Source organism: Picosynechococcus sp. PCC 7003 (assembly GCF_001693255.1).
In the GTDB taxonomy this organism is placed as follows: Bacteria; Cyanobacteriota; Cyanobacteriia; order Cyanobacteriales; family MRBY01; genus MRBY01.
Window position 1 is genome coordinate 1317536 of sequence record NZ_CP016474.1, and the last position, 19270, is coordinate 1336805.

At 50.8% G+C, this 19270-nt stretch carries 14 protein-coding genes and 1 tRNA gene; 7 read left to right on the top strand and 8 right to left on the bottom strand.

The window, feature by feature from the left end:
• Positions 1 to 125 precede the first annotated feature (125 nt).
• The 3 genes from AWQ21_RS06285 (at position 126) to AWQ21_RS06295 (ending at position 4109) form a co-directional block, all read left to right on the top strand.
• A complete protein-coding gene (locus tag AWQ21_RS06285) occupies positions 126 to 1169 on the top strand; it encodes an aspartate-semialdehyde dehydrogenase (RefSeq protein ID WP_065713798.1) in 1044 nt (347 codons plus the stop codon).
• A gap of 36 nt (positions 1170 to 1205) precedes the next feature.
• Positions 1206 to 2096: a 4-hydroxy-tetrahydrodipicolinate synthase gene (gene dapA / locus AWQ21_RS06290; RefSeq protein WP_065713799.1), complete on the top strand. Its 891-nt coding sequence runs from the start codon at positions 1206 to 1208 to the stop codon at positions 2094 to 2096.
• Positions 2097 to 2282: 186 nt separating this feature from the next.
• Positions 2283 to 4109, top strand: coding sequence for a ribonuclease J (locus tag AWQ21_RS06295; protein WP_232315087.1), 1827 nt, complete (start codon positions 2283 to 2285; stop codon positions 4107 to 4109).
• 143 nt (positions 4110 to 4252) lie between these two features.
• On the opposite strand, the gene AWQ21_RS06300 is transcribed toward AWQ21_RS06295, so the two are convergent.
• Both AWQ21_RS06300 and dnaB read right to left on the bottom strand, forming a co-directional pair.
• A complete protein-coding gene (locus AWQ21_RS06300; RefSeq protein WP_065713800.1) occupies positions 4253 to 4675 on the bottom strand; it encodes a hypothetical protein in 423 nt (140 codons plus the stop codon).
• 402 nt (positions 4676 to 5077) lie between these two features.
• Complete coding sequence (dnaB, locus tag AWQ21_RS06305) at positions 5078 to 6454, bottom strand: replicative DNA helicase (protein ID WP_065713801.1); 1377 nt, start codon at positions 6452 to 6454, stop codon at positions 5078 to 5080.
• A 152-nt stretch (positions 6455 to 6606) separates the two neighbouring features.
• On the opposite strand from dnaB, the gene ruvA reads away from it, so the two are divergent.
• Complete coding sequence (gene ruvA, locus AWQ21_RS06310; RefSeq protein ID WP_065713802.1) at positions 6607 to 7236, top strand: Holliday junction branch migration protein RuvA; 630 nt, start codon at positions 6607 to 6609, stop codon at positions 7234 to 7236.
• 61 nt (positions 7237 to 7297) lie between these two features.
• Here the strand turns inward: ruvA and rpiA are convergent, their stop codons facing one another.
• Together rpiA and AWQ21_RS06320 are read right to left on the bottom strand one after the other, a co-directional pair.
• Positions 7298 to 7999: a ribose-5-phosphate isomerase RpiA gene (gene rpiA / locus AWQ21_RS06315; protein ID WP_065713803.1), complete on the bottom strand. Its 702-nt coding sequence runs from the start codon at positions 7997 to 7999 to the stop codon at positions 7298 to 7300.
• 117 nt (positions 8000 to 8116) lie between these two features.
• The gene (locus AWQ21_RS06320; protein ID WP_065713804.1) at positions 8117 to 8560 is read right to left on the bottom strand and encodes an RNA-binding protein; all 444 of its coding nucleotides are present in this window, start codon (positions 8558 to 8560) and stop codon (positions 8117 to 8119) included.
• Between the two features lie 594 nt (positions 8561 to 9154).
• Here AWQ21_RS06320 and AWQ21_RS06325 point away from each other — a divergent pair.
• Positions 9155 to 10969: an aspartate kinase gene (locus tag AWQ21_RS06325; protein ID WP_065713805.1), complete on the top strand. Its 1815-nt coding sequence runs from the start codon at positions 9155 to 9157 to the stop codon at positions 10967 to 10969.
• 211 nt (positions 10970 to 11180) lie between these two features.
• Here the strand turns inward: AWQ21_RS06325 and AWQ21_RS06330 are convergent.
• From AWQ21_RS06330 to AWQ21_RS06340, 3 genes are all read right to left on the bottom strand, one after another.
• Positions 11181 to 11253 (bottom strand) — tRNA-Phe (locus AWQ21_RS06330).
• Between the two features lie 98 nt (positions 11254 to 11351).
• Complete coding sequence (locus tag AWQ21_RS06335; protein ID WP_065713806.1) at positions 11352 to 11945, bottom strand: DUF3177 family protein; 594 nt, start codon at positions 11943 to 11945, stop codon at positions 11352 to 11354.
• A 199-nt stretch (positions 11946 to 12144) separates the two neighbouring features.
• Entirely contained in the window at positions 12145 to 12366 is a 222-nt protein-coding gene (locus AWQ21_RS06340; RefSeq protein WP_012306885.1) for a Calvin cycle protein CP12, read from the bottom strand.
• Between the two features lie 342 nt (positions 12367 to 12708).
• Here AWQ21_RS06340 and dnaN point away from each other — a divergent pair, with 342 nt between their 5' ends.
• The gene (gene dnaN, locus AWQ21_RS06345; RefSeq protein WP_065713807.1) at positions 12709 to 13893 is read left to right on the top strand and encodes a DNA polymerase III subunit beta; all 1185 of its coding nucleotides are present in this window, start codon (positions 12709 to 12711) and stop codon (positions 13891 to 13893) included.
• Here dnaN and AWQ21_RS06350 read toward each other — a convergent pair.
• Positions 13890 to 15059 (bottom strand): serine hydrolase, encoded by a 1170-nt coding sequence (locus AWQ21_RS06350; RefSeq protein WP_232315088.1) that lies wholly within the window; start codon positions 15057 to 15059, stop codon positions 13890 to 13892. The two genes, dnaN and AWQ21_RS06350, sit on opposite strands and share 4 nt — an antisense overlap.
• 514 nt (positions 15060 to 15573) lie before the next feature.
• Between AWQ21_RS06350 and AWQ21_RS06355 the strand changes: the two genes are divergently transcribed.
• Positions 15574 to 19263 (top strand): response regulator, encoded by a 3690-nt coding sequence (locus AWQ21_RS06355; protein WP_065713808.1) that lies wholly within the window; start codon positions 15574 to 15576, stop codon positions 19261 to 19263.
• Positions 19264 to 19270: the final 7 nt, after the last annotated feature.

Here is a 19270-nt window from a genome sequence, read left to right on the forward strand (position 1 = left end):
CCTCGCCTCCGGGGTGATGAACCCTCCCCGCCACATCAGAAAATTTCCCCAGGCGATCGCCCCCACCAGATTTTTGCTTTTTAATTCCATTACCCTTAACCCAAAATCATTAGGAGGTTTATTCTTTGTCAAAATCAGTCAATGTCGCCATTCTTGGTGCTACCGGAGCCGTTGGCGCAGAACTCTTACAGTTACTAGAAGAGCGGGATTTTCCCCTCAACAACTTGAAACTTTTGGCCTCGCCCCGTTCTGCCGGGAAAACCCTAACCTTTAAAGGCCAGCCCATTACCGTCGAAGCCGTCAGCCCAGAAGCCTTTGCAGGTGTCGATATTGTCCTCGCCTCCGCCGGGGGAAGCACCTCGAAAAAATGGGCCAAGGCCATCGTCGAAGCCGGAGCCGTGATGATCGACAACTCCAGCGCCTTCCGTATGGATCCGGATGTACCCCTTGTGGTGCCAGAAATTAACCCAGAGGCAGCCCAACAACACCAAGGCATCATTGCGAACCCAAACTGCACAACCATTCTCATGGGGGTGGCGATCTATCCCCTCCATCAAGTGCAGCCCATTCAGCGGATTGTCGTTTCTACCTACCAATCTGCCAGTGGTGCCGGGGCGATGGCCATGGAAGAAGTTAAACAGCAAACCCAGGCGATCTTGGCTGGCGAAGAACCGCCCACGGAATCCTTTCCTTATCCCCTCGCCTTTAATCTTTTCCTCCACAATACCCCCATTAATGAAGCGGGCTATTGCGAAGAAGAGATGAAAATGGTGAACGAAACCCGGAAGATTTTTGGCGCGCCCGACCTGCGGATTAGTGCCACCTGTGTCCGGGTGCCGGTGCTCAGGGCCCATTCAGAAGCGGTAAACCTAGAATTTACGCAGCCCTTCGATCCGGCCCAGGCCAAAGATATCCTCGCCACGGCCCCTGGTGTTACCGTAGTAGAAGATTGGGAAAACAACTATTTCCCGATGCCCATGGATGCGACGGGGAAAGATCCGGTGCTGGTGGGCCGCATTCGCCGGGATATTTCCCAACAGAATGGCCTGGAATTGTGGCTCTGTGGCGATCAGATTCGTAAGGGAGCAGCCCTCAATGCTGTCCAGATTGCGGAACTGCTTTGGGAAAAAAATTGGCTCCAACCGGCGGCGATCGCAACGGCGGTTTAGTCCAGTAAGATTTATGTGTGTTGTGTCGATTCGTTTATGACAAGTACAAGATTTGGTCGAGTGATCACCGCAATGGTGACCCCCTTTACGGAAGAGGGGCAGGTGGATTACGCGATGGCGGAAAAATTAGCGGCCCATCTCATTGACCAGGGGAGTGATGCCCTGGTTGTCTGCGGCACCACCGGAGAATCACCAACGCTAACTTGGGATGAGGAGTATGACCTGTTCCGGGCTGTCCAAAATGCGGCCACCGGCCGGGCAAAGGTGATCGCAGGCACAGGGTCTAATTCCACCAGTGAGGCGATCGCCGCCACCCAAAAAGCCGCTAAACTAAATTTAGATGGCTCGTTGCAAGTTGTTCCCTATTACAACAAACCCCCCCAGGAAGGACTTTATCAACATTTCAAGGCGATCGCCGAAGCCTGTCCAGACATCCCCTTGATGCTCTATAACGTGCCGGGGCGCACCAGTTGTAACCTGTTACCCGAAACAGTGATTCGCCTCGCCACAGTGGACAACATCGTGGCAATCAAAGAAGCAAGTGGCAACCTTGACCAGGCCGCCCAGATTCGTTGTGGTGTGGATTCCACCTTTGAAATTTACTCAGGGGATGATAGTCTAACTCTACCTCTGATGAGCGTAGGGGCCCAGGGCGTTGTGAGCGTGGCCAGTCACCTCGTGGGGCCGCAGATGCAGGCAATGATCCAAGCTTTTCTTGCTGGCCGTACCCAGGAGGCGATCGCCCTCCACCTTAAGCTTTTCCCCCTCTTCCGTGTCCTATTCTGTGATACCAATCCCCTTCCCGTTAAAACCGCTCTCATTCTTCAGGGATGGCGTTTAGGCAGCTTTCGCCCGCCCCTCTGTCCCCTCAGCCCTGACCGCACGAAACAACTCACCCAAGTCTTGAAGGACTTGTCCCTCCTCTAGAACGAAACATTCGGCGAACGGCCCACTGCCATGGCTTTTGACAACTGAACAGTATTGCGCCAATTACCAGCACCCTGGCGATCGCTGGTTATACCTAGCCGTTGGTCTTTCAGATACCTTCTCTAACAAGTTTTCTATTTCAAACCTTTTCTCTAGTTTTAACCACACGCAAATCTAAGGAGTTTTATGAACAAGAGCAAACCCCAACCCACAACCCGTAAAAGAACCCGCACTAGCCAACAACAAACGACCAAGCCAGAAAATCTCAACCCCCAGGACAGTATCAAAATTATTCCCCTGGGTGGTCTCCACGAAATTGGTAAAAACACTTGTATTTTTGAGTATGACGATGAAATCGTGCTGCTCGATGCGGGCCTAGCCTTTCCGACGGATGGGATGCATGGGGTCAATATTGTTCTGCCAGACACAACCTATCTCCGGGAAAATCGCCACAAAATTAAGGGGATGATTGTCACCCACGGCCACGAAGATCACATCGGTGGCATTTCCCATCACCTCAAGCAGTTTGATATTCCCGTGATCTATGGCCCACGTCTGGCCATGTCTCTCCTTGCCGATAAGCTAGATGAGGCAGGGGTTAGCGATCGCACCAAACTCCACAGTGTTATGCCACGGGACATGGTGCGCATTGGCAAAAATTTCCTCGTGGAATATATCCGCAACACCCACTCCATTGCCGATAGCTTTACCGTAGCAATCCATACCCCCATTGGCGTGATCATCCACACAGGGGACTTTAAAGTAGACTTTACCCCCGTTGACGGTGAACAGTTTGATTTCCAACGGCTCGCTGAACATGGCGAAAAAGGTGTTCTCTGTCTTCTAAGTGATTCGACGAACGCAGAAGTTCCCGGTCGCACTCCTTCAGAAGCTTCTGTAAAACCGAATTTAGACCGCATTTTTGGCCAAGCTCAGGGACGACTCTTTGTCACTACCTTTGCGTCTTCTGTCCACCGGGTCAGCATTATTTTAGAACTGGCGCAAAAACACAATCGTAAGGTGGCCGTAGTGGGCCGCTCCATGTTAAATGTCATTTCCCATGCCCGCAATTTGGGCTACATGAAATGTTTAGATGAGCTGTTCATTCCCCTGCGGCAACTCAAAAGCATGAAGGATGAGGATGTCTTGATCCTGACAACGGGCTCCCAAGGTGAGACGTTATCGGCCATGACCCGGATCTCCCATGATGCCCATCGCCACATCAAAATTAAGGAAGGGGATACGGTGGTCTTTTCGGCCAACCCGATCCCTGGGAATACGATCGCCGTGGTAAATACCATTGATCGGCTAATGATGCGCGGCGCCAAAGTCGTCTACGGCAAAGGGGAAGGGATTCACGTTTCTGGTCACGGCGCCCAAGATGATCACAAGTTGATGTTAGCTTTGACGAAGCCGAAGTTCTTTATTCCCTTCCACGGGGAGCACCGGATGCTGGTGAAGCACGCCCAAACGGCTCAATCGATGGGTGTACCGGAGGAAAATATTGTGATTATCGACAATGGTGACATTGTTGAACTCACGGAAGATTCCATTGGTGTTACTGGCAAAGTGCCCTCAGGCATTGAATTAGTGGATCGTTCTGGCATTGTCCATGATTCGGTACTCCAGGAACGGCAACAGTTGGCTGAGGAAGGGGTGATTACGGTGGCCGTGGCGATCGCCCAGGACGGTAATTTGATTGCACCGCCAGAAATTCATCTCCGGGGTGTGGTCACCGCAGCAAACAATAAATTGCTCCACCAGTTAATCCAGCGGAATGTCGAAAATGTCCTAGAGGATCGCCTTGCAGAGTACAAAGAGCATGGCAAACGCAGCAATGAAGATATTGACTGGACTGACATCCGCCTAGAGATTGAAGCCTCCCTACAACGCCTCGCCCGTCGGGAATTGCAAGGGGAACCCCTTGTGGTCTTTTTAATGCAGGTCAGTGAACAGACCGCCGTTAGAGCCCAACGCCGTCGTCGTCGCCCTACGGCATCCCTTGCTTCCTAAGTAAGAGTAAGAGGATTTGGCATTTGCGCTAAGTCTCTTATGAGCATCTGAATATTACGAAAGGGAGCCATAATGACTCCCTTTTTTGTTTACTGAAAGGATTTGAAAAAATCTGCTGGCCGATGGCCAAGTTCCCAGGGAAATTAATTTTCGCTGTTTTGAGCTTGAGCCGGATCCACCCAGATAATGCGCCGTTGCTTGGGATCGACTTTAATGGTGTACTCCTGCATTAACTGATGACTCCCATAGGCATCAAAGTGGCGGTTAAATTCTTGTCGTAGTTTGGCGACCCGTTGTTCTGCCTCGGTGACTTCGCCCTTAAGAACGGACAATTGCTGCCGTTGGGAGAGTTGGGCCGGTAACAGTTGGGCAATGGAGACGATCGCCACCCCGCCGAGTAAACAGTTCACAGAAATCTGCGCCGCTAATTCCCAACAGGCTAACCGATGGTGTTTTGTCGCCGCCGTCGATTGGCCAGAATTTTTTTGGCCTTTGTTATGGCGACGTTTCTGGAGGGGAACGGGGGTCTGTTTCTGGGGTGATTGTGGGGGAGAGAAGCCGTACATGAACACTGGATCCAACAACTAAACAAACAAGAAATCGCGTAACCTGAAGTTATCGAAGCATTTTTCTTTGATTGAGAATGCTTGTAACAAGCCTTTTTAGAAAAAAACGATCGATAGTTTTGCCGATGTTTAAAGGCGTTTAAATAACAGTAGATGCGCTCAAAATGGATCAAGGCGATCGCCCAAATCATGGAGATTTAAATGCATTTAAGCTCGAAATTAGCAACAATTTTTGGAGAAACCTTGATCAAATTCTGGCCTTGATGCTAGCAGCATCTTAGCATTTACATTTTAAAAAATTAGGATCTCTTCAAAAAGCAGCCCGGATCCCCCAAAAACCAGGCAGATGTAATTTCTATTGATAAATAAAACAAATCACAGCCACACAAATTTTGTCAGATTTTAATAGGTTTCTGCATAGGGGCTGGGACTCTGGGCCAGATTTAAAAACTTCGTTAGCTCCGGCTGGAAAATCAGCTTGACCGTTCCTGTGGGGCCATTACGGTGCTTCGCAATAATCACCTCGGCAATATCTCGCTCCGGGGAATCCGGGTTGTAATAACTGTCGCGGTAGAGCATCAAAACCAGGTCGGCATCCTGCTCGATGGAACCTGATTCCCGCAGGTCAGACATCATCGGGCGTTTGCTGTTGCGGGCCTCAACGCCTCGACTTAACTGGGATAGGGCAAAAATAGGTACATCTAATTCCCGGGCAAGTCCTTTGAGCGATCGCGTAATTTTTGAGAGTTCTTGGACGCGATTATCGCCACCGCCCTCCATAAGTTGCAGGTAGTCAATGAGAATCAGCCCTAACTTTCCCCCCTGTTCTGCCTGGAGTTTCCGGGCCTGCGATCGCATCTGACTGACGGTAATGTTCGCCGTATCATCGATAAATAAAGGCACATCCGACAAAAATTCCACCGCCTTGATGAGGGGACGCATATCAACTTCATCGAGGCGTCCAGCCCGGAGACGATTACTTTCAATCTGCGCCTCCCCAGCCAAAAGACGCTGCACCAATTGCTCCTTAGACATTTCCAAACTAAAAATCGCCACGGGGAGCCGTTCTTTTTTCGCAATATTGGTGGCCACGTTCAGCGAAAAACTGGTTTTCCCCATGGCGGGGCGTCCGGCAATAATCACAAGATCCGAACGCTGGAAGCCGTTGGTCATCGCGTCGAGATCATAGAAGCCACTCGAAAGCCCCGACAGCATCTCTTTTTCCTGCTGCTTGGTCTGGCGTTCTTCGATATTGCTAAAGGCTTCGGCAATGGTTTCGGCAATGGCGGTTAGGCCATCCTGGGGACGGGTCTGGGTGAGGCGGAAGATTTTTTGCTCTGATTCATCCAGGACATCGGGTAAGGTTTTAACGGTGTCATAGCCGAGATCAATAATTTCATGGCCCCCGGCAATGAGCTGTCGCCGGACGTATTTATCCATGACCAGCTCCGCGTAGTGGTCAATATTCACAGCAGAGATGGTGCGATCAACCAATTGGGAAAGCTTGGGAATACCACCGACTTTTTCGAGACGCTCGTTGTCCTGGAGCCAAGTGCTCAGGGCTAATAAATCGGTCGGTTTGCCCTGATTGTGGAGTACCAATAAACCTTGATAAATATCCCGGTGGGCTTGGACATAAAAGGCATTGATCACCAGGACATCCACCACCCGGCCCATGGCCTCTGGGTCCATTAAAATTCCCCCCAGAATAAATTCTTCGGCTTCGATGTTTTGAGGAGGGAGGGCGTTACCGGGAAAAGCAGGAGTCGAATCGGCCATGGTGGGGGAGGTAGTGGGGCGTAAGGAAACGCTTTCTTGATACTTAATAGTCTAAACGTACTGATTGAAAATGGAAATAGCGATCGCCACCGGGACTTGCTGGAATGCCAGGGGCAATGGGAAGATCGCAGGCATTAGGCAGAGGGGATTTCATGTTTAGTTATCTTAAGGGAGAGGCGATCGCCATCCACCGGAATTTGCAGGGGCGTTCTTTTCTCATTCTTGAAGTGAGGGACATTGGCTATGAGATCCAAGTGCCAGGACGCCTCGCCCAGGAACTAGAAGCGGCAATCGGTCAGCCTCAACATATTTTCGTCCACAGCCAACAGCGGGAAGACGGCACCTATCTCTACGGTTTTGCCAGCGGTGCCGCCCGGGATTTATTTCGGCAGCTGATCAGTGTCAGTGGCATTGGTGCCCAGGGGGCGATCGCCCTCCTCGATACCCTAACCTTACCGGAACTGGTGCAGGCCATTGTCACCGCCGACCATCGCCAGTTAGCAAAAGCGCCCGGCATTGGCAAAAAAACCGCAGAACGACTCGCCCTCGAACTCCGTAGCAAACTCAGCCAATGGCGAGATCAATTTTCGCTCCCTGACACAACCAGTCAGCCTAATGCTGCCGTTCACGAGGACTTGGACTTAACCTTGCTGGCCTTGGGATATCAAGAAACCGAAATCCGTGGGGCGATCGCCACCCTGAGCCAAGACCCACTGCTGCTGCAAAATACCAATGCCGACGAATGGATCCGACGGGCGATTACCCTCTTGAGCCAGGCATAACAAGACAAAAACCCCCTGCAACGAGGAGGCCCAGGTTCACCTGTTCGATTGAGAAAAAACGCTACTGAATTTCCCGGACACGGGGTTGTCCGTCGATAATTTCACCGACCAAAATCACATCCGCAACCCCGACAAACAAGCCATTTTCCAAGACGCCAGGAATATTATTAATCTTTTGTTCTAATGTTGCCGGGTCGTCGATACCAGTAAATTTGAGATCCACAACTAAATTTCCCTCATCGGTGACGACGGGGCCAGCCTTTTTGACTCCCATCCGGAGTTCTGGCTTACCTCCCAACGCTTCTAGTTGACGCATCACCGGCGTAATCGCCATGGGAATGACTTCCACGGGCAATAAAAAGGTCGAACCCAAGCGATCAACCAGTTTGCCGCTATCGACCACGACGACAAATTTGTTGGCGAGGGCATCCACCACTTTCTCCCGGGTGTGGGCCGCGCCGCCCCCTTTAATTAAATTTTTCTGGGGATCGACCTCATCGGCCCCATCAATGGCCACATCGATATGATCGACGGCATCCAAACTGGTGAGGGGAATTTTGTACTGTTTTGCGAGAACTTCCGCCTGGAACGAAGTGGGAATGCCCACAATATTCTCCAGTTCACCTGCGGCTAAACGCTCACCAATGTATTGAATCGCATAGGCAGTTGTTGACCCAGTCCCTAGACCGACCACTGAGTTGGACTGGACTAGGGCCGCGGCGGCTTTCCCTACTTCCTGTTTCATGACCGTGACGGCATCCATTGTGTATCCCTCCGAGAAAAAAGTTTGAATAAAAAAATCAATGATGAAAAAATTTTTGGCGCAAACAAAACAAATCCTGCCACACGATCTGCAGCAGGAAAGTCAATGGCCCAAGGCCTAAACGTTAGCGGTTTGCTGTTGGAGCATGTCTTTGAGCTTTTCGAGTTCGCTGGCCCAGCGGGGATCGGGTTGAGCTGAGCTGGCATCGCCATAGCTCGATTGTTTTTTGCTGCTGCCACTGCCACCACTGCGCTTGCGCTTGCTGCCGCCTTTGGCGCTGCTGGCTTCGGCGGGCTTGTCGTCGCCTTTGGTGCGGGGGAGAGCCTTCTCAATTTTGAGGGGGCTGTCCATGAAGGATTGGCCATTGTACTTTTCGATGAAAGCATCGGCTTCTTCATCGGTGGGCACGGTAACAAAGGCGAAACCACGACATTTGCCTGTTTTCCGGTCTTTGATCACTTTGGTAGTTGCGCTTTCACCTGCTTCAACAAAGAAATCAATCAGGGCTTGCTTTTCGACGACGTCTTTGGGCAAATTGCCGACATACAAACGTACGGACATAGGGAACCTCCTAGATGTTGGTTGGGTTAGATGAAAAACTGGCTGGGGGACAAACTCGTCCAGGGATCAAGTGCTGATAATGTGGCGATCGCCTTTGACCTTGAATACAAAAAAATTTAGCTGTAAAAAGACTGATCATCCAGTATTGTTGTGCCCTAGGGTCTTCAGTGAAAACTGATCGGTTTGTCTGTCACAGGAGCAGTGGTGGCATACTTCACATCGTGCGGTTGCTCTGGAATTTTTACTTTACCGTGAACGTTACAGAATGTATAGCACCATCGAGTGACCAATTATCGGGTAAATGGTGCGGAAAGACAAGTCATTTAACGTTTTTTTTCGTTTTCCCAAGGGAATTTATGCTATGGCGATCGCCTGGAAAATTCTGGCTGTCCTGGTTTTGCTAAGTGATTATCTATCGTAGACCTTAGGCGAAAAAATTTCCTCCGGTAGTAACAAGGGTGACGGCACCACACAACGGAATGTGAAAGATCGATCAGAAAAGTCGGTAGGATTTGCTAGAGTGGATCACCGATTTTCCAAAACATCTATGGAAAACGAATTGTGTTTTAAGTTCGGGAGAGTGAGGCAGGTTCCATGGCAATGATCGTTCAAAAATATGGCGGTACCTCCGTCGGCTCCGTAGAAAGAATCCAAGCGGTGGCTAAACGGGTACAGCAACGGGCCCAGGCGGGCAATCAAATTGTCGTGGTGGTCTCTGCCATGGGAAAAACTACCGATGGCTTGGTGAAATTAGCCCACGAAATTAGTGCGAATCCCAACCGACGGGAAATGGATATGCTCCTTTCTACGGGGGAACAGGTCTCTATTTCTCTGCTCAGTATGGCGCTCCAGGAACTGGGACAACCGGCGATTTCCCTCACCGGTGCCCAAGTGGGAATTGTTACCGAAGCGGAACACAGCCGCGCCCGCATCCTCGAAATTAAAACCGACCGTCTCCAACGGCACCTGCAAAGGGGAGAGGTGATCGTTGTGGCGGGATTCCAGGGGATTTCCAAAACTGAAGATCTAGAAATTACCACCCTCGGTCGGGGCGGATCCGATACCTCTGCGGTGGCGATCGCCGCCGCCCTCAAGGCCTCCTGTTGTGAAATCTATACCGACGTGCCAGGCATTTTAACCACTGACCCGCGCATTGTCCCCGAAGCCCAACTGATGGCGGAAGTCACATCGGATGAAATGCTAGAACTCGCCAGTTTAGGGGCAAAGGTACTCCATCCCCGTGCCGTTGAAATTGCGAAAAATTATGGGGTGCCCTTAGTGGTACGTTCCAGTTGGACTGACGATCCAGGGACTTGGGTAACGTCTGCGCCGGTGAGCGATCGCCCCTTGATTAACCTCGAAATTGCCAAGGCCGTCGATGCGGTGGAGTTTGATACCGACCAGGCCCGCATTGCGATGCTGCATATCCCCGATCGCCCCGGCGTCGCCGCCAAATTATTTGGGGAAATCGCTACCCATAATGTCGATGTGGACTTAATTATCCAGTCGATCCATGATGGCAACAGTAATGATATTGCTTTTACCGTCACCGAAAATGCCGCGACCCAAGCCCAGGCGATCGCCGAAGCCATTGCTCCCACCCTCTGCGCGGGCACAGACCAAGATTTAAGTAACGTAGCGGTGATGAGCGCCAATGACGTTGCCAAAATTACCATCTCTGGGGCTGGAATGATTGGCCGCCCCGGGATTGCCGCCACTATGTTCCAAAGTCTGGCCGATGCGGGCATTAATATCGAGATGATTTCCACCTCGGAAGTGAAGGTGAGCTGCGTCATCCAACAGACCGATTGTGACCGGGCGATCGCCACCCTCTGCGACGTCTTTGACATTGCCTCTTCCCCGATGAATGCGGCCCCTGCTTCCTTAAATCCTGAAGATCATCCCCCTGTCCGGGGTGTCGCCCTTGACCTCAAACAAGCCCAACTCGCCATTCGTCATGTCCCGGATAGCCCCGGCATGGCTGCCCAGATTTTTTCGCTGCTGGCCCACCAAAACATCAGCGTCGATATGATTATCCAGTCCCAACGCTGCCGTGTGCTCAATGGCCTAAAGACCCGTGACATTGCCTTTACCGTTGCCCAGGGGGATGCTGAAGCGGCCCGCCTCGCCCTCTCTGGCATGGCAGAACAGCTAAACTTTGGCGAAATCGAAGTCGATCCGGCGATCGCCAAAGTCAGTATTGTCGGTTCTGGGATGATTGGGGCACCAGGAGTTGCGGCCCGCTTCTTCCAGGCTCTGGCCACGGCAAAAATCAATATTCAGATGATCACCACCTCTGAAATCAAAATTAGCTGCGTTGTCCCCGAAACCCAAGGCCAAGCCGCCCTCAAACTCGTCCATGAAGCCTTTGCCCTCGGTGGTGAAGCAAAGGTCGAGGTGCCAGCCTAATCGTTTCCCAAACCCAGGATTAGCCCGCCTATAAGAATTAGGAGCAAAATCCCCAGGATCATTAACACGCCCATACGAATTCCCTAAAAATACGATCTGCATTCAAACCCAGCCTAGCCCGGTTGGGTTTCTTTGTGACGAAAATGACTCGATTTTCAAAAATCCCTCGCAAACGAAAAAGAGCCCACCGGAGTGAACTCTCTTTATGCAGTGCCGGGAGGCGGAATTGAACCGCCGACACGAGGATTTTCAGTCCTCTGCTCTACCAACTGAGCTATCCTGGCGTTTTGCGCACAAGTTCTAATTTAGCAAAGCAATTTTAAATTGGCAACCCCTAGGCCCAGATTTTTCTAAAAAAAAGTTTTTTACAGCGGTTTTTCCCTCATTCTTCGATGGCAATGCGCCCCTGACGCCCCAAACGGAACAATAGAAACGTCAGCAAATACACGACATAAATCACCAGGCCGACAATTCCTAAAAAGCCGAGAAAACCGGGGGCTGAGTTGGCATGCAAAATTTGTTGGTAACGACTGGGTGCTTCTAGCCACACTTGGCAATAGGCCCCTTGGCGCATTGCTGCCGAGAAAGCACAGCCCACAAACGGTAAATTGGCGATCGCCCCAAGCGCACAGTAGACCGTTACCGCCCAACGCCAAGCTGTGAACGCGAGTTTCAGACGACTGCCCGGTTGATCGCGAATTTCTTCATTGAGATCAATCCAAAACCACAACCCAATGGGGATCAAAATCCGTGACAACAGCCCCGTCAGGTAACCCACCGACCAACTCGGAATCAACAAATAGACTGTCACCATTAACAAACTGGCTACTTTCCAGTAAATGCCCAGGAGCCGCTGCATCGATTCCACCTTCGCGACGAAACTCCAGATCAACAGTGCAATCGGCACCATCACCGTAAAAATCACGGCCAAACGGTAGTCCATCCAGGCCAATTGCTGTAGTAACGTTTCATCCATGGTTTATACGCGGTTTGAGACAAATTAAGATTGATTTTCCACAGTATACACAAGTCAAAGCAGTGGCACTACGGAGAGAAACCACTGCTTTGGGGGATTGGCATTTAGCACATTTTTTGACCTTACCGGAGCCAAGATCAATGGCTAAAAGCAGATCAACTCATTTTTTGAACGGAAATGGCCGCGATCGCCGACAGAATTAGTCTTCGTAGAGACGGCATTCATCCGCGTCGGGGTTATCATCACAAAACTTTTCTAGGGGACTTTTTTCCGGCTCTTTTTCCCGTTGGTGGGCGGCTTCAGCCTGGAGTTCTTCAACGGCATCCCAAGCGGCTGCACATTCAGCGGAAGTGGAGTCAGTACTACAAGCTTCCCGAGCCGCATCACGTTCTTGTTCAATTTTTTGATGAATATTTGTCATGAATCCTCGTTTTATCTTGCTATTTTTTATTAAGGGCTCCAGTGACGAATGTTGCAATGTTTGCTTAAGCTCAGCAGAGAACAAGGGCAACAGCCACTGGCGTAGGAACGAAACTCTTTGCTTTCCTTAGCAGTGATTGGCATTCACCGATGGAGATTAGCGCAGGCTGAAATTCAAAAAATAGAAAGTCCCTACTGTTCCCCATTGTACCGTAGGAAACCTGGTGGGTCGGTTTATTTTAGATCGGGTATTGCGCCACATCCGCACTAGAAAAAATCCCGCCAGCCAGGGAATGTTGTAGTAGAATCTATCTGCTCTGCTTGGAGATCTCCGGAAAAAGCCATGAAGTTTGTTTGCAGTCAAAGTGATCTAAATAGCCAACTCTCCCTTGTTGGTCGGGCGGTGCCTTCGCGGCCTACCCACCCTATTTTGGGAAATGTGCTGTTGACTGCGGATGCGAGCCGCCATCAGATTCAACTCACCGCCTTTGATCTCAGCCTGGGCATTCGCACGAGCTTTCCGGCCCAAGTCATTGAAGGAGGTACCCTAACCCTGCCGGCAAAGTTGCTTAATGATATTGTGTCGCGTCTGCCTGAGGGGGAAGTGACCTTGAGTTGTCCGTCGGAAACTTTGATGAAAGGCGATGCCCAAGCGACCCTAACTGCGGCCACGGGACGGTTTCAAATTCGAGGTATGGGAGCAGACGAGTTTCCTGAATTACCGACGATCCAGGATGGCAAAAAATTAATGTTGCCGGCGATCGCCTTAAGCGAAGGCCTGGGAGGGGTACTGTTTGCCGCTAGCCCTGATGAAACCAAGCAAGTTTTAACGGGGGTCCATGTCACTCACCACCAAGATTGCCTTGAGTTTGCCGCGACCGATGGCCACCGCCTTGCCCTCGTTGAAACCAGTGACCAGGTTAGCCCAGAGCCAGAATCCAGCGACGCCGGAAAACTCCCCACCTCAACCCTGGAAGATTTTGCCCTAACCATCCCCGCCCGGGCGCTTCGAGAATTAGAACGCATGTTAACCACCGCCAATGAAGCGGATTTGATTGCCCTACATTTAGACGATAGCCAAGTTATTTTTGAGGTCAATCACCAGCGCCTCACCAGCCGCAAACTAGACGGTGCCTACCCCGCTTACCATCAGTTAATCCCCCGGCAGTTTAGCCGCGATGTCACCCTAGAGCGACGAGCTTTGATTAGCAGCATTGAACGGGTGGCGGTTCTGGCCGATCAAAAAAATAATATTGTGAAATTCCGCCTCAACAGCGCCGAACAAAAACTTCACCTCGCTGTGGAAGCCCAGGATGTGGGCAGTGGTGAAGAAGCTTTGCCCGCCCAGGTTTCGGGGACAGATTTAGAGATTGCCTTTAATGTGAGGTATCTCATCGACGGTCTGAAGGCCTTACCAAGTAATGAGATTAAGATGCAGCTGAATGAAAATAATCAGCCGGTTATTTTTACGCCCCTGGGTGCGGTGCAGATGACTTATTTGATTATGCCAGTGCAGATCCGCAGCTAGGGAGTGACGGCTGGGGTCGCCGCTGGGGCTGATGGGCTAGGGGCTTGGATAATGTCCTTTTTAGCCATGTGGTCGTAGAATTGGCGGCTAATTTTGTGGAGTAGCTCTTTGCCCTTGGGGTCGTTGTAGGGACGCTCGACAAAAATTGCAGCGACGTAACGCTTGCCATTGGGCAGATCCACAATCCCTGCATCGCCGATGATACTGCCGATATCTCCAGTTTTATGGACGATGTCGGCTCCCTGACCCAAACTCTGGGGTAAGAGGCGGTCGTTACTCGTGGCTCCCATGATCCGAAAGAGGCGATCGCGGGACCGGACAGACAGAATTTCACCTTGGTTAATGCGGGCAAGGAGATGGGCGAGATCCTTGGCACTGGTGAGGTTTGTGCCTTCGAGATCTGGCAAAGGATTATTCAACTGGGTTTGGGTCATGCCCCACTGCTGAAATTTCGCGTTGAGGACGGCATTCCCTCCCAACAACTCGGTAATCATGTTGGTGGCGGTGTTGTCACTATTGACGCTCATTTCCCTCGCGGTGTAGAGGGCAGTGTAGGTGCTGCCGGGGGTTTGGTACTGCATGCTGCCAGACCCACCCCCGATGACTTCTTTAGTGAGGGTGAGGGAATCATCTAGTTGAACTTTGCCACTGTCAACGGCTTCTAGGAAGGCTACGAGAATGGGAATTTTGATCGTACTGGCGGCGGATAGGGGGCGATCGCCAGCCACGTCTAAATATTCCCCAGTGTCTAAATCCACAAAAAGCAAAGACGCATCGAGGTTTGGGTCAGCGGCGATCGCCGCTTGGGTCGTTTCTGCCAGTTGGGTGAGGGGCGTTTTCAGGGGGAGTGGCTCTGGGGCTGGGGACAGCTGCCCAGAGAGTAGCTGTTGGCTGGTTATATTTTCAGGGGGATTAACGGTGGGGGCAGAGCGTAAATTCGCGGCACTGAGAATGGTGCCAATACAAGCGCTAACGCCAACGCCCACAATTAGTAAACGGAGAGGATACAGGAGCGGCCGGGGTAATTTGAGGCGGGCTGGGCGGCGGGAGCGTCGATTCGTCTTTGGGGAGTTAGGGGGAACCATGGTGGCGATCGCCTGGGGGGAATTCCCTTGCCGGTGACGGGCCCCAAAAGCGACCACTTTAGTATCGGTCGCAGCGTTCAATGCATTCAATGATCGTGGTGCTGGGGATTTTCTGCGTTTAGGACGACGGGACTTACCAACCACTGACGACTCCTACCTTGACTTTGGGGTAACTGAAATAGATTTTTTTCATTATGCCCGAAGACCTTGGCGATCGCTCCCCCTTTCTCAAAATTTTGTCGGCTGGTTGCCTTGCATCTTGGACAAAACTGTTGCCATCAAATCTTTCAGATCTATGTCACATTCCTCTGCCGGGATGGGCTTTTGAACTCTGGAGAGAATCTAAATTTAGCATTCCTAAAGCCCCGTTGATTAGGTGATTTGGCGATCGATTCCTCTTCCATAAAAATTTGCCTTTGTGCTTAAAAATTCAAGTTAGAGGCTAATCCTCCTCGGCCGAATCTCACCTTAGACTCGTAAAAGAACTGTTAAAATTTGCTTAAATACTCAAGCCAATTTAGGGGAAACAATCAAGACAATTCTCCCCTGCAAAATAACTGACAGCAATACTAAAAAATAATTCGGGGTGTTGTGTATGGCCGTTTTTTCTGTTGCGTTGATCGGGGAGAGTCTACGAGATTTTTTAACAGGGCGGATGTACATGCCCCACGGGAGTTGCTATCTCTGGCAGACTCCTTTAGTCAGCTTACATCTGGTCGCGAATCTTCTCACGGCGATCGCCTATTTTTCGATCCCGATTATGCTGGTTTATTTTGTCAGAAAGCGACAAGATATGCCTTTTTCACGGGTGTTTATCCTGTTTGGTTTTTTTATTACTGCCTGTGGCATTGGTCACTTTTTAGATGTCCTGACCCTCTGGTTTCCCATTTATTGGATTGATGGAGTGGAAAGCAGTTTTACAGCATTGATTTCCTGCTATACCGCCATAGAACTTTATACGCTTCTACCGAAATTTTTAGCCCTCAAAAGCCCAGAAGAATTAGCGGCCATCAATCAAAAGCTGCAGATCGAAGTGCAAGAACGAAAAAAAGTTGAAGACATTTTAAGTCGCATTTTGGCGGGCACTGCTGCTGTCACGGGCCGTGATTTCTTTTCTGCCCTGGCCGAAAATTTGGCGATCGCCCTTGATGTCTGGTACGTCGCCATTAGTGAAATCTTCGAAAATAGCACAGATCCTCCCCAAACCCTCGCCACCTGGGAAAACCCTAAATTTCCCTCGATTCCAGCTGCGGCGATCGCCTCTTCCCCGGAAGGAGCCAACACCAATCAATTCCTCCAGTTTCCGATCCAAGACCGCAATTCCCGCCCCATCGGCACCCTCCATGTACAGCACCATCAACCCACCATTGATCAAGAGCTCGCCACAAAATTAACCAGTATTTTTGCCTCCCGGGCCGCCGCAGAAATTGAGCGAAAACGCGCCCTAGACGAACTGGCCTGGGCCAACAGTCAGCTCGCAACCATGAATAACCGCCTAGAAGAAAAGGTCGCCGAACGCACCCAAGCGCTAAAAACCGTTAACGAAACCCTCCGGAGCAGTGAAGCCCGTTACCGCAGTTTGGTGCTCAATATCCCTGGGGCTGTGTACTGCTGTCTCCCCGACGCACAATGGACAATGCAGTTTCTTTCCCATGGCATTGAACCGATTACCGGCTACCCCGCCACGGATTTTTTACATAATCAAATTCGCGCCTTTAGGGACATTGTTCACCCCGAAGATTACCCACGGATTTTCGCCTCTTTGGCAATGCTTACCCCCGATAATCCCACCTATACCGATGAATATCGTCTTGTTCGCGTTGATCAAAATATTTGTTGGGTCTTTGAACAAGGACGGGGAATTTTCGACGAAACAGGTCATTTAATTCGCCTTGAGGGGGTGATCATCGAAGTCACTGACCGTAAACTTGCCAGCCAAGCCCTAGACCAAGAACGGCGGCAACTGCGGCAACTGATCCAAAATATGCCTGTAGCGATGGCGATGTTAGACAAGAAGCTACGCTATGTGGCCCATAGTCGTCAATGGCTCGTCGACTATCAGCTTGGGGAAGAAACCCTCGTTGGGCGATCGCACCATGAGGTCTTTGTGAATCTCCGGGAAGACTACCGACAGCATCTCCAAACAGCCCTAAGCGGTCAGGTGATCACCTGTGAAGAAGATTGCTACGTCCAACATGATGGCAAAAAACAATATCTCAAATGGACAGTCCAGCCTTGGTATCACCGGGAAAATCAAGTGGGTGGCGTGGTCATTGTCACCCAAAATATTAACGATCTTGTGGAAGGTCGTGAGGCGGCCCTCGCTGCGTCCCGCCTCAAATCGAGCTTTTTGGCGAATATGAGCCACGAAATCCGTACCCCCATGAACGGCATTCTCGGCATTGCGGAGCTTTTGCAGACGACCCAACTTAACCCCCAGCAACAGGATTTTGTCAAAACCCTCAGCCAAAGTGCGAACCATTTACTCTATGTGATCAACGATATTCTCGACTTTTCTAAGTTAGAAGCCGGGGAGATGCGCCTCGAATCTGTGCCTTTACAGATTATTGACTGTGTGGAGTCAGTGGCGGAGTTGCTGGCGATCCAGGCCCAAACGAAACAGGTGGAATTGATCACTATTATTGATCCACAACTGGGAGGGACAGTCACGGGGGATTCGATGCGGCTGCGGCAAGTGCTAACAAATTTGGTCGGTAATGCAATTAAATTTACCCATCGCGGTTCTGTGGTGATTCGCGCTTTGCCCGTGGCAGAAGATGAGGCATCTGTTTTGGTGAAGTTTGAGGTCATTGATACTGGCATTGGCATTGACAAAGCAGATCAAGCAAAATTATTCCGGTCTTTTTCCCAGGTTGATCCGTCTACGACAAGGGAATATGGGGGAACAGGTCTTGGTTTGGCGATTGCCAAATATCTGGTCAGTCTCATGGCCGGGGACATTGGTTTAGAAAGTAGCCCTGGTCAAGGTTCAACCTTTTGGTTTACGGCCCGTTTCCAACGGCTCGAAGCGCCGCCCCCGCTGCCCCAATTGGCCCCCTACCGCGTCCTCCTCATTGACTCCCAGCCTTTGTCCCTAGAGGCGATTCGTCGGCAGCTTAGTCACTATGGGGTCAGTGTGATTGCCTATGGTGATTTTATGGGGGGAATCCTCGCCCTCGAACAGCAGGATAGTTTTGATCTAGTGCTGTTGGCTTTACCCATTTTTGGCAACCAGGCGGGCATCGAAACAGTTTTAGATAAAGTAAAAACGCTTCTCCCCCGGGAAAATTTGGTGCTGCTGCTAGCGGCGGTGGATTATCCTCGGCTAAAAAATTGGCTGCAGCCCCAAGGACTCCGCTATCTTCTGCGGCCCCTCCAACAGGAAGCACTGCTGCGCTGTCTACAAGCAGAAATAAGTCCAGATCAAACAATGGCGGATATTGCGGATGAGGCTGGCCTTGATCTGACTTTGGCGGAAATTTTGGGAGATCAAGGGGGGCGATCGCCAAATATCCGGATCCTGGTCGTCGAAGATACGCCCATTAACCAAACGGTCATTCTCAATCAACTTGAAATTATTGGGTTTAACACCATTGATTGTGTGAGTAATGGCCGCGAAGCCCTCGCCCAGCTCCAACAGCGGACCTATGACCTGATTTTGATGGATTGTCTGATGCCAGAGCTAGATGGCTATACGACCACTGAAATGATTCGCCAACGGGAACAGGAGGATACCCACCAATTGATTATCGCCATGACGGCCAATGCAATGAAAGGCGATCGCGAAAAATGTTTAGCGGCGGGGATGGACGGTTACATTGCCAAACCCACCAGTATTAAGACTCTCCGTCAGGTCATCGATCAGTGTTTACAAAAGTCAGAAAAAAAACGATCTGTCGTAGCGATCGCCTCCCCAATCCTAGAAACAGCCACAGATCCGGACGTCCCCGTAGATTTGACGCAATTAGTGCATTTCTATGGCAACAATCCCAGTTTCCACCGGGAAGTGTTCGTACAATTCCTCGAATTTGCGCCCGGTTATCTACAAGCACTCCAAGGGGCGATCGCCAATCAAGATGCCGCAAAAATCTCCTACGAAGCCCATCGTCTCAAGGGAGCCGCCAGCAGTGTGAGTGTGCGTAAAATTCCAGATTGGTGCATTGCTATCGAAGTCGCCCTCGCTAACGAAAACTATGCCACCATCCAGACGCTTTCCCTGCAGATCGAAACCCATTTCCAGGTGGCCCACGAGTTTATCCAGGCTTACCTCGAATCCCCTAGATGATGGCATT

Bases quoted from the DNA above. Each gene is read 5' to 3' on its own strand.
- rpiA (WP_065713803.1), bottom strand. From the start codon at position 7,999: ATGGATGCCGTCACGGTCATGAAACAGGAAGTAGGGAAAGCCGCCGCG.
- AWQ21_RS06295 (WP_232315087.1), top strand. From the start codon at position 2,283: ATGAACAAGAGCAAACCCCAACCCACAACCCGTAAAAGAACCCGCACT.
- dnaB (WP_065713801.1), bottom strand. From the start codon at position 6,454: ATGGCCGATTCGACTCCTGCTTTTCCCGGTAACGCCCTCCCTCCTCAA.
- AWQ21_RS06300 (WP_065713800.1), bottom strand. From the start codon at position 4,675: ATGTACGGCTTCTCTCCCCCACAATCACCCCAGAAACAGACCCCCGTT.
- AWQ21_RS06335 (WP_065713806.1), bottom strand. From the start codon at position 11,945: ATGGATGAAACGTTACTACAGCAATTGGCCTGGATGGACTACCGTTTG.
- ruvA (WP_065713802.1), top strand. From the start codon at position 6,607: ATGTTTAGTTATCTTAAGGGAGAGGCGATCGCCATCCACCGGAATTTG.
- AWQ21_RS06340 (WP_012306885.1), bottom strand. From the start codon at position 12,366: ATGACAAATATTCATCAAAAAATTGAACAAGAACGTGATGCGGCTCGG.
- AWQ21_RS06325 (WP_065713805.1), top strand. From the start codon at position 9,155: ATGGCAATGATCGTTCAAAAATATGGCGGTACCTCCGTCGGCTCCGTA.
- AWQ21_RS06320 (WP_065713804.1), bottom strand. From the start codon at position 8,560: ATGTCCGTACGTTTGTATGTCGGCAATTTGCCCAAAGACGTCGTCGAA.
- AWQ21_RS06355 (WP_065713808.1), top strand. From the start codon at position 15,574: ATGGCCGTTTTTTCTGTTGCGTTGATCGGGGAGAGTCTACGAGATTTT.
- dapA (WP_065713799.1), top strand. From the start codon at position 1,206: ATGACAAGTACAAGATTTGGTCGAGTGATCACCGCAATGGTGACCCCC.
- dnaN (WP_065713807.1), top strand. From the start codon at position 12,709: ATGAAGTTTGTTTGCAGTCAAAGTGATCTAAATAGCCAACTCTCCCTT.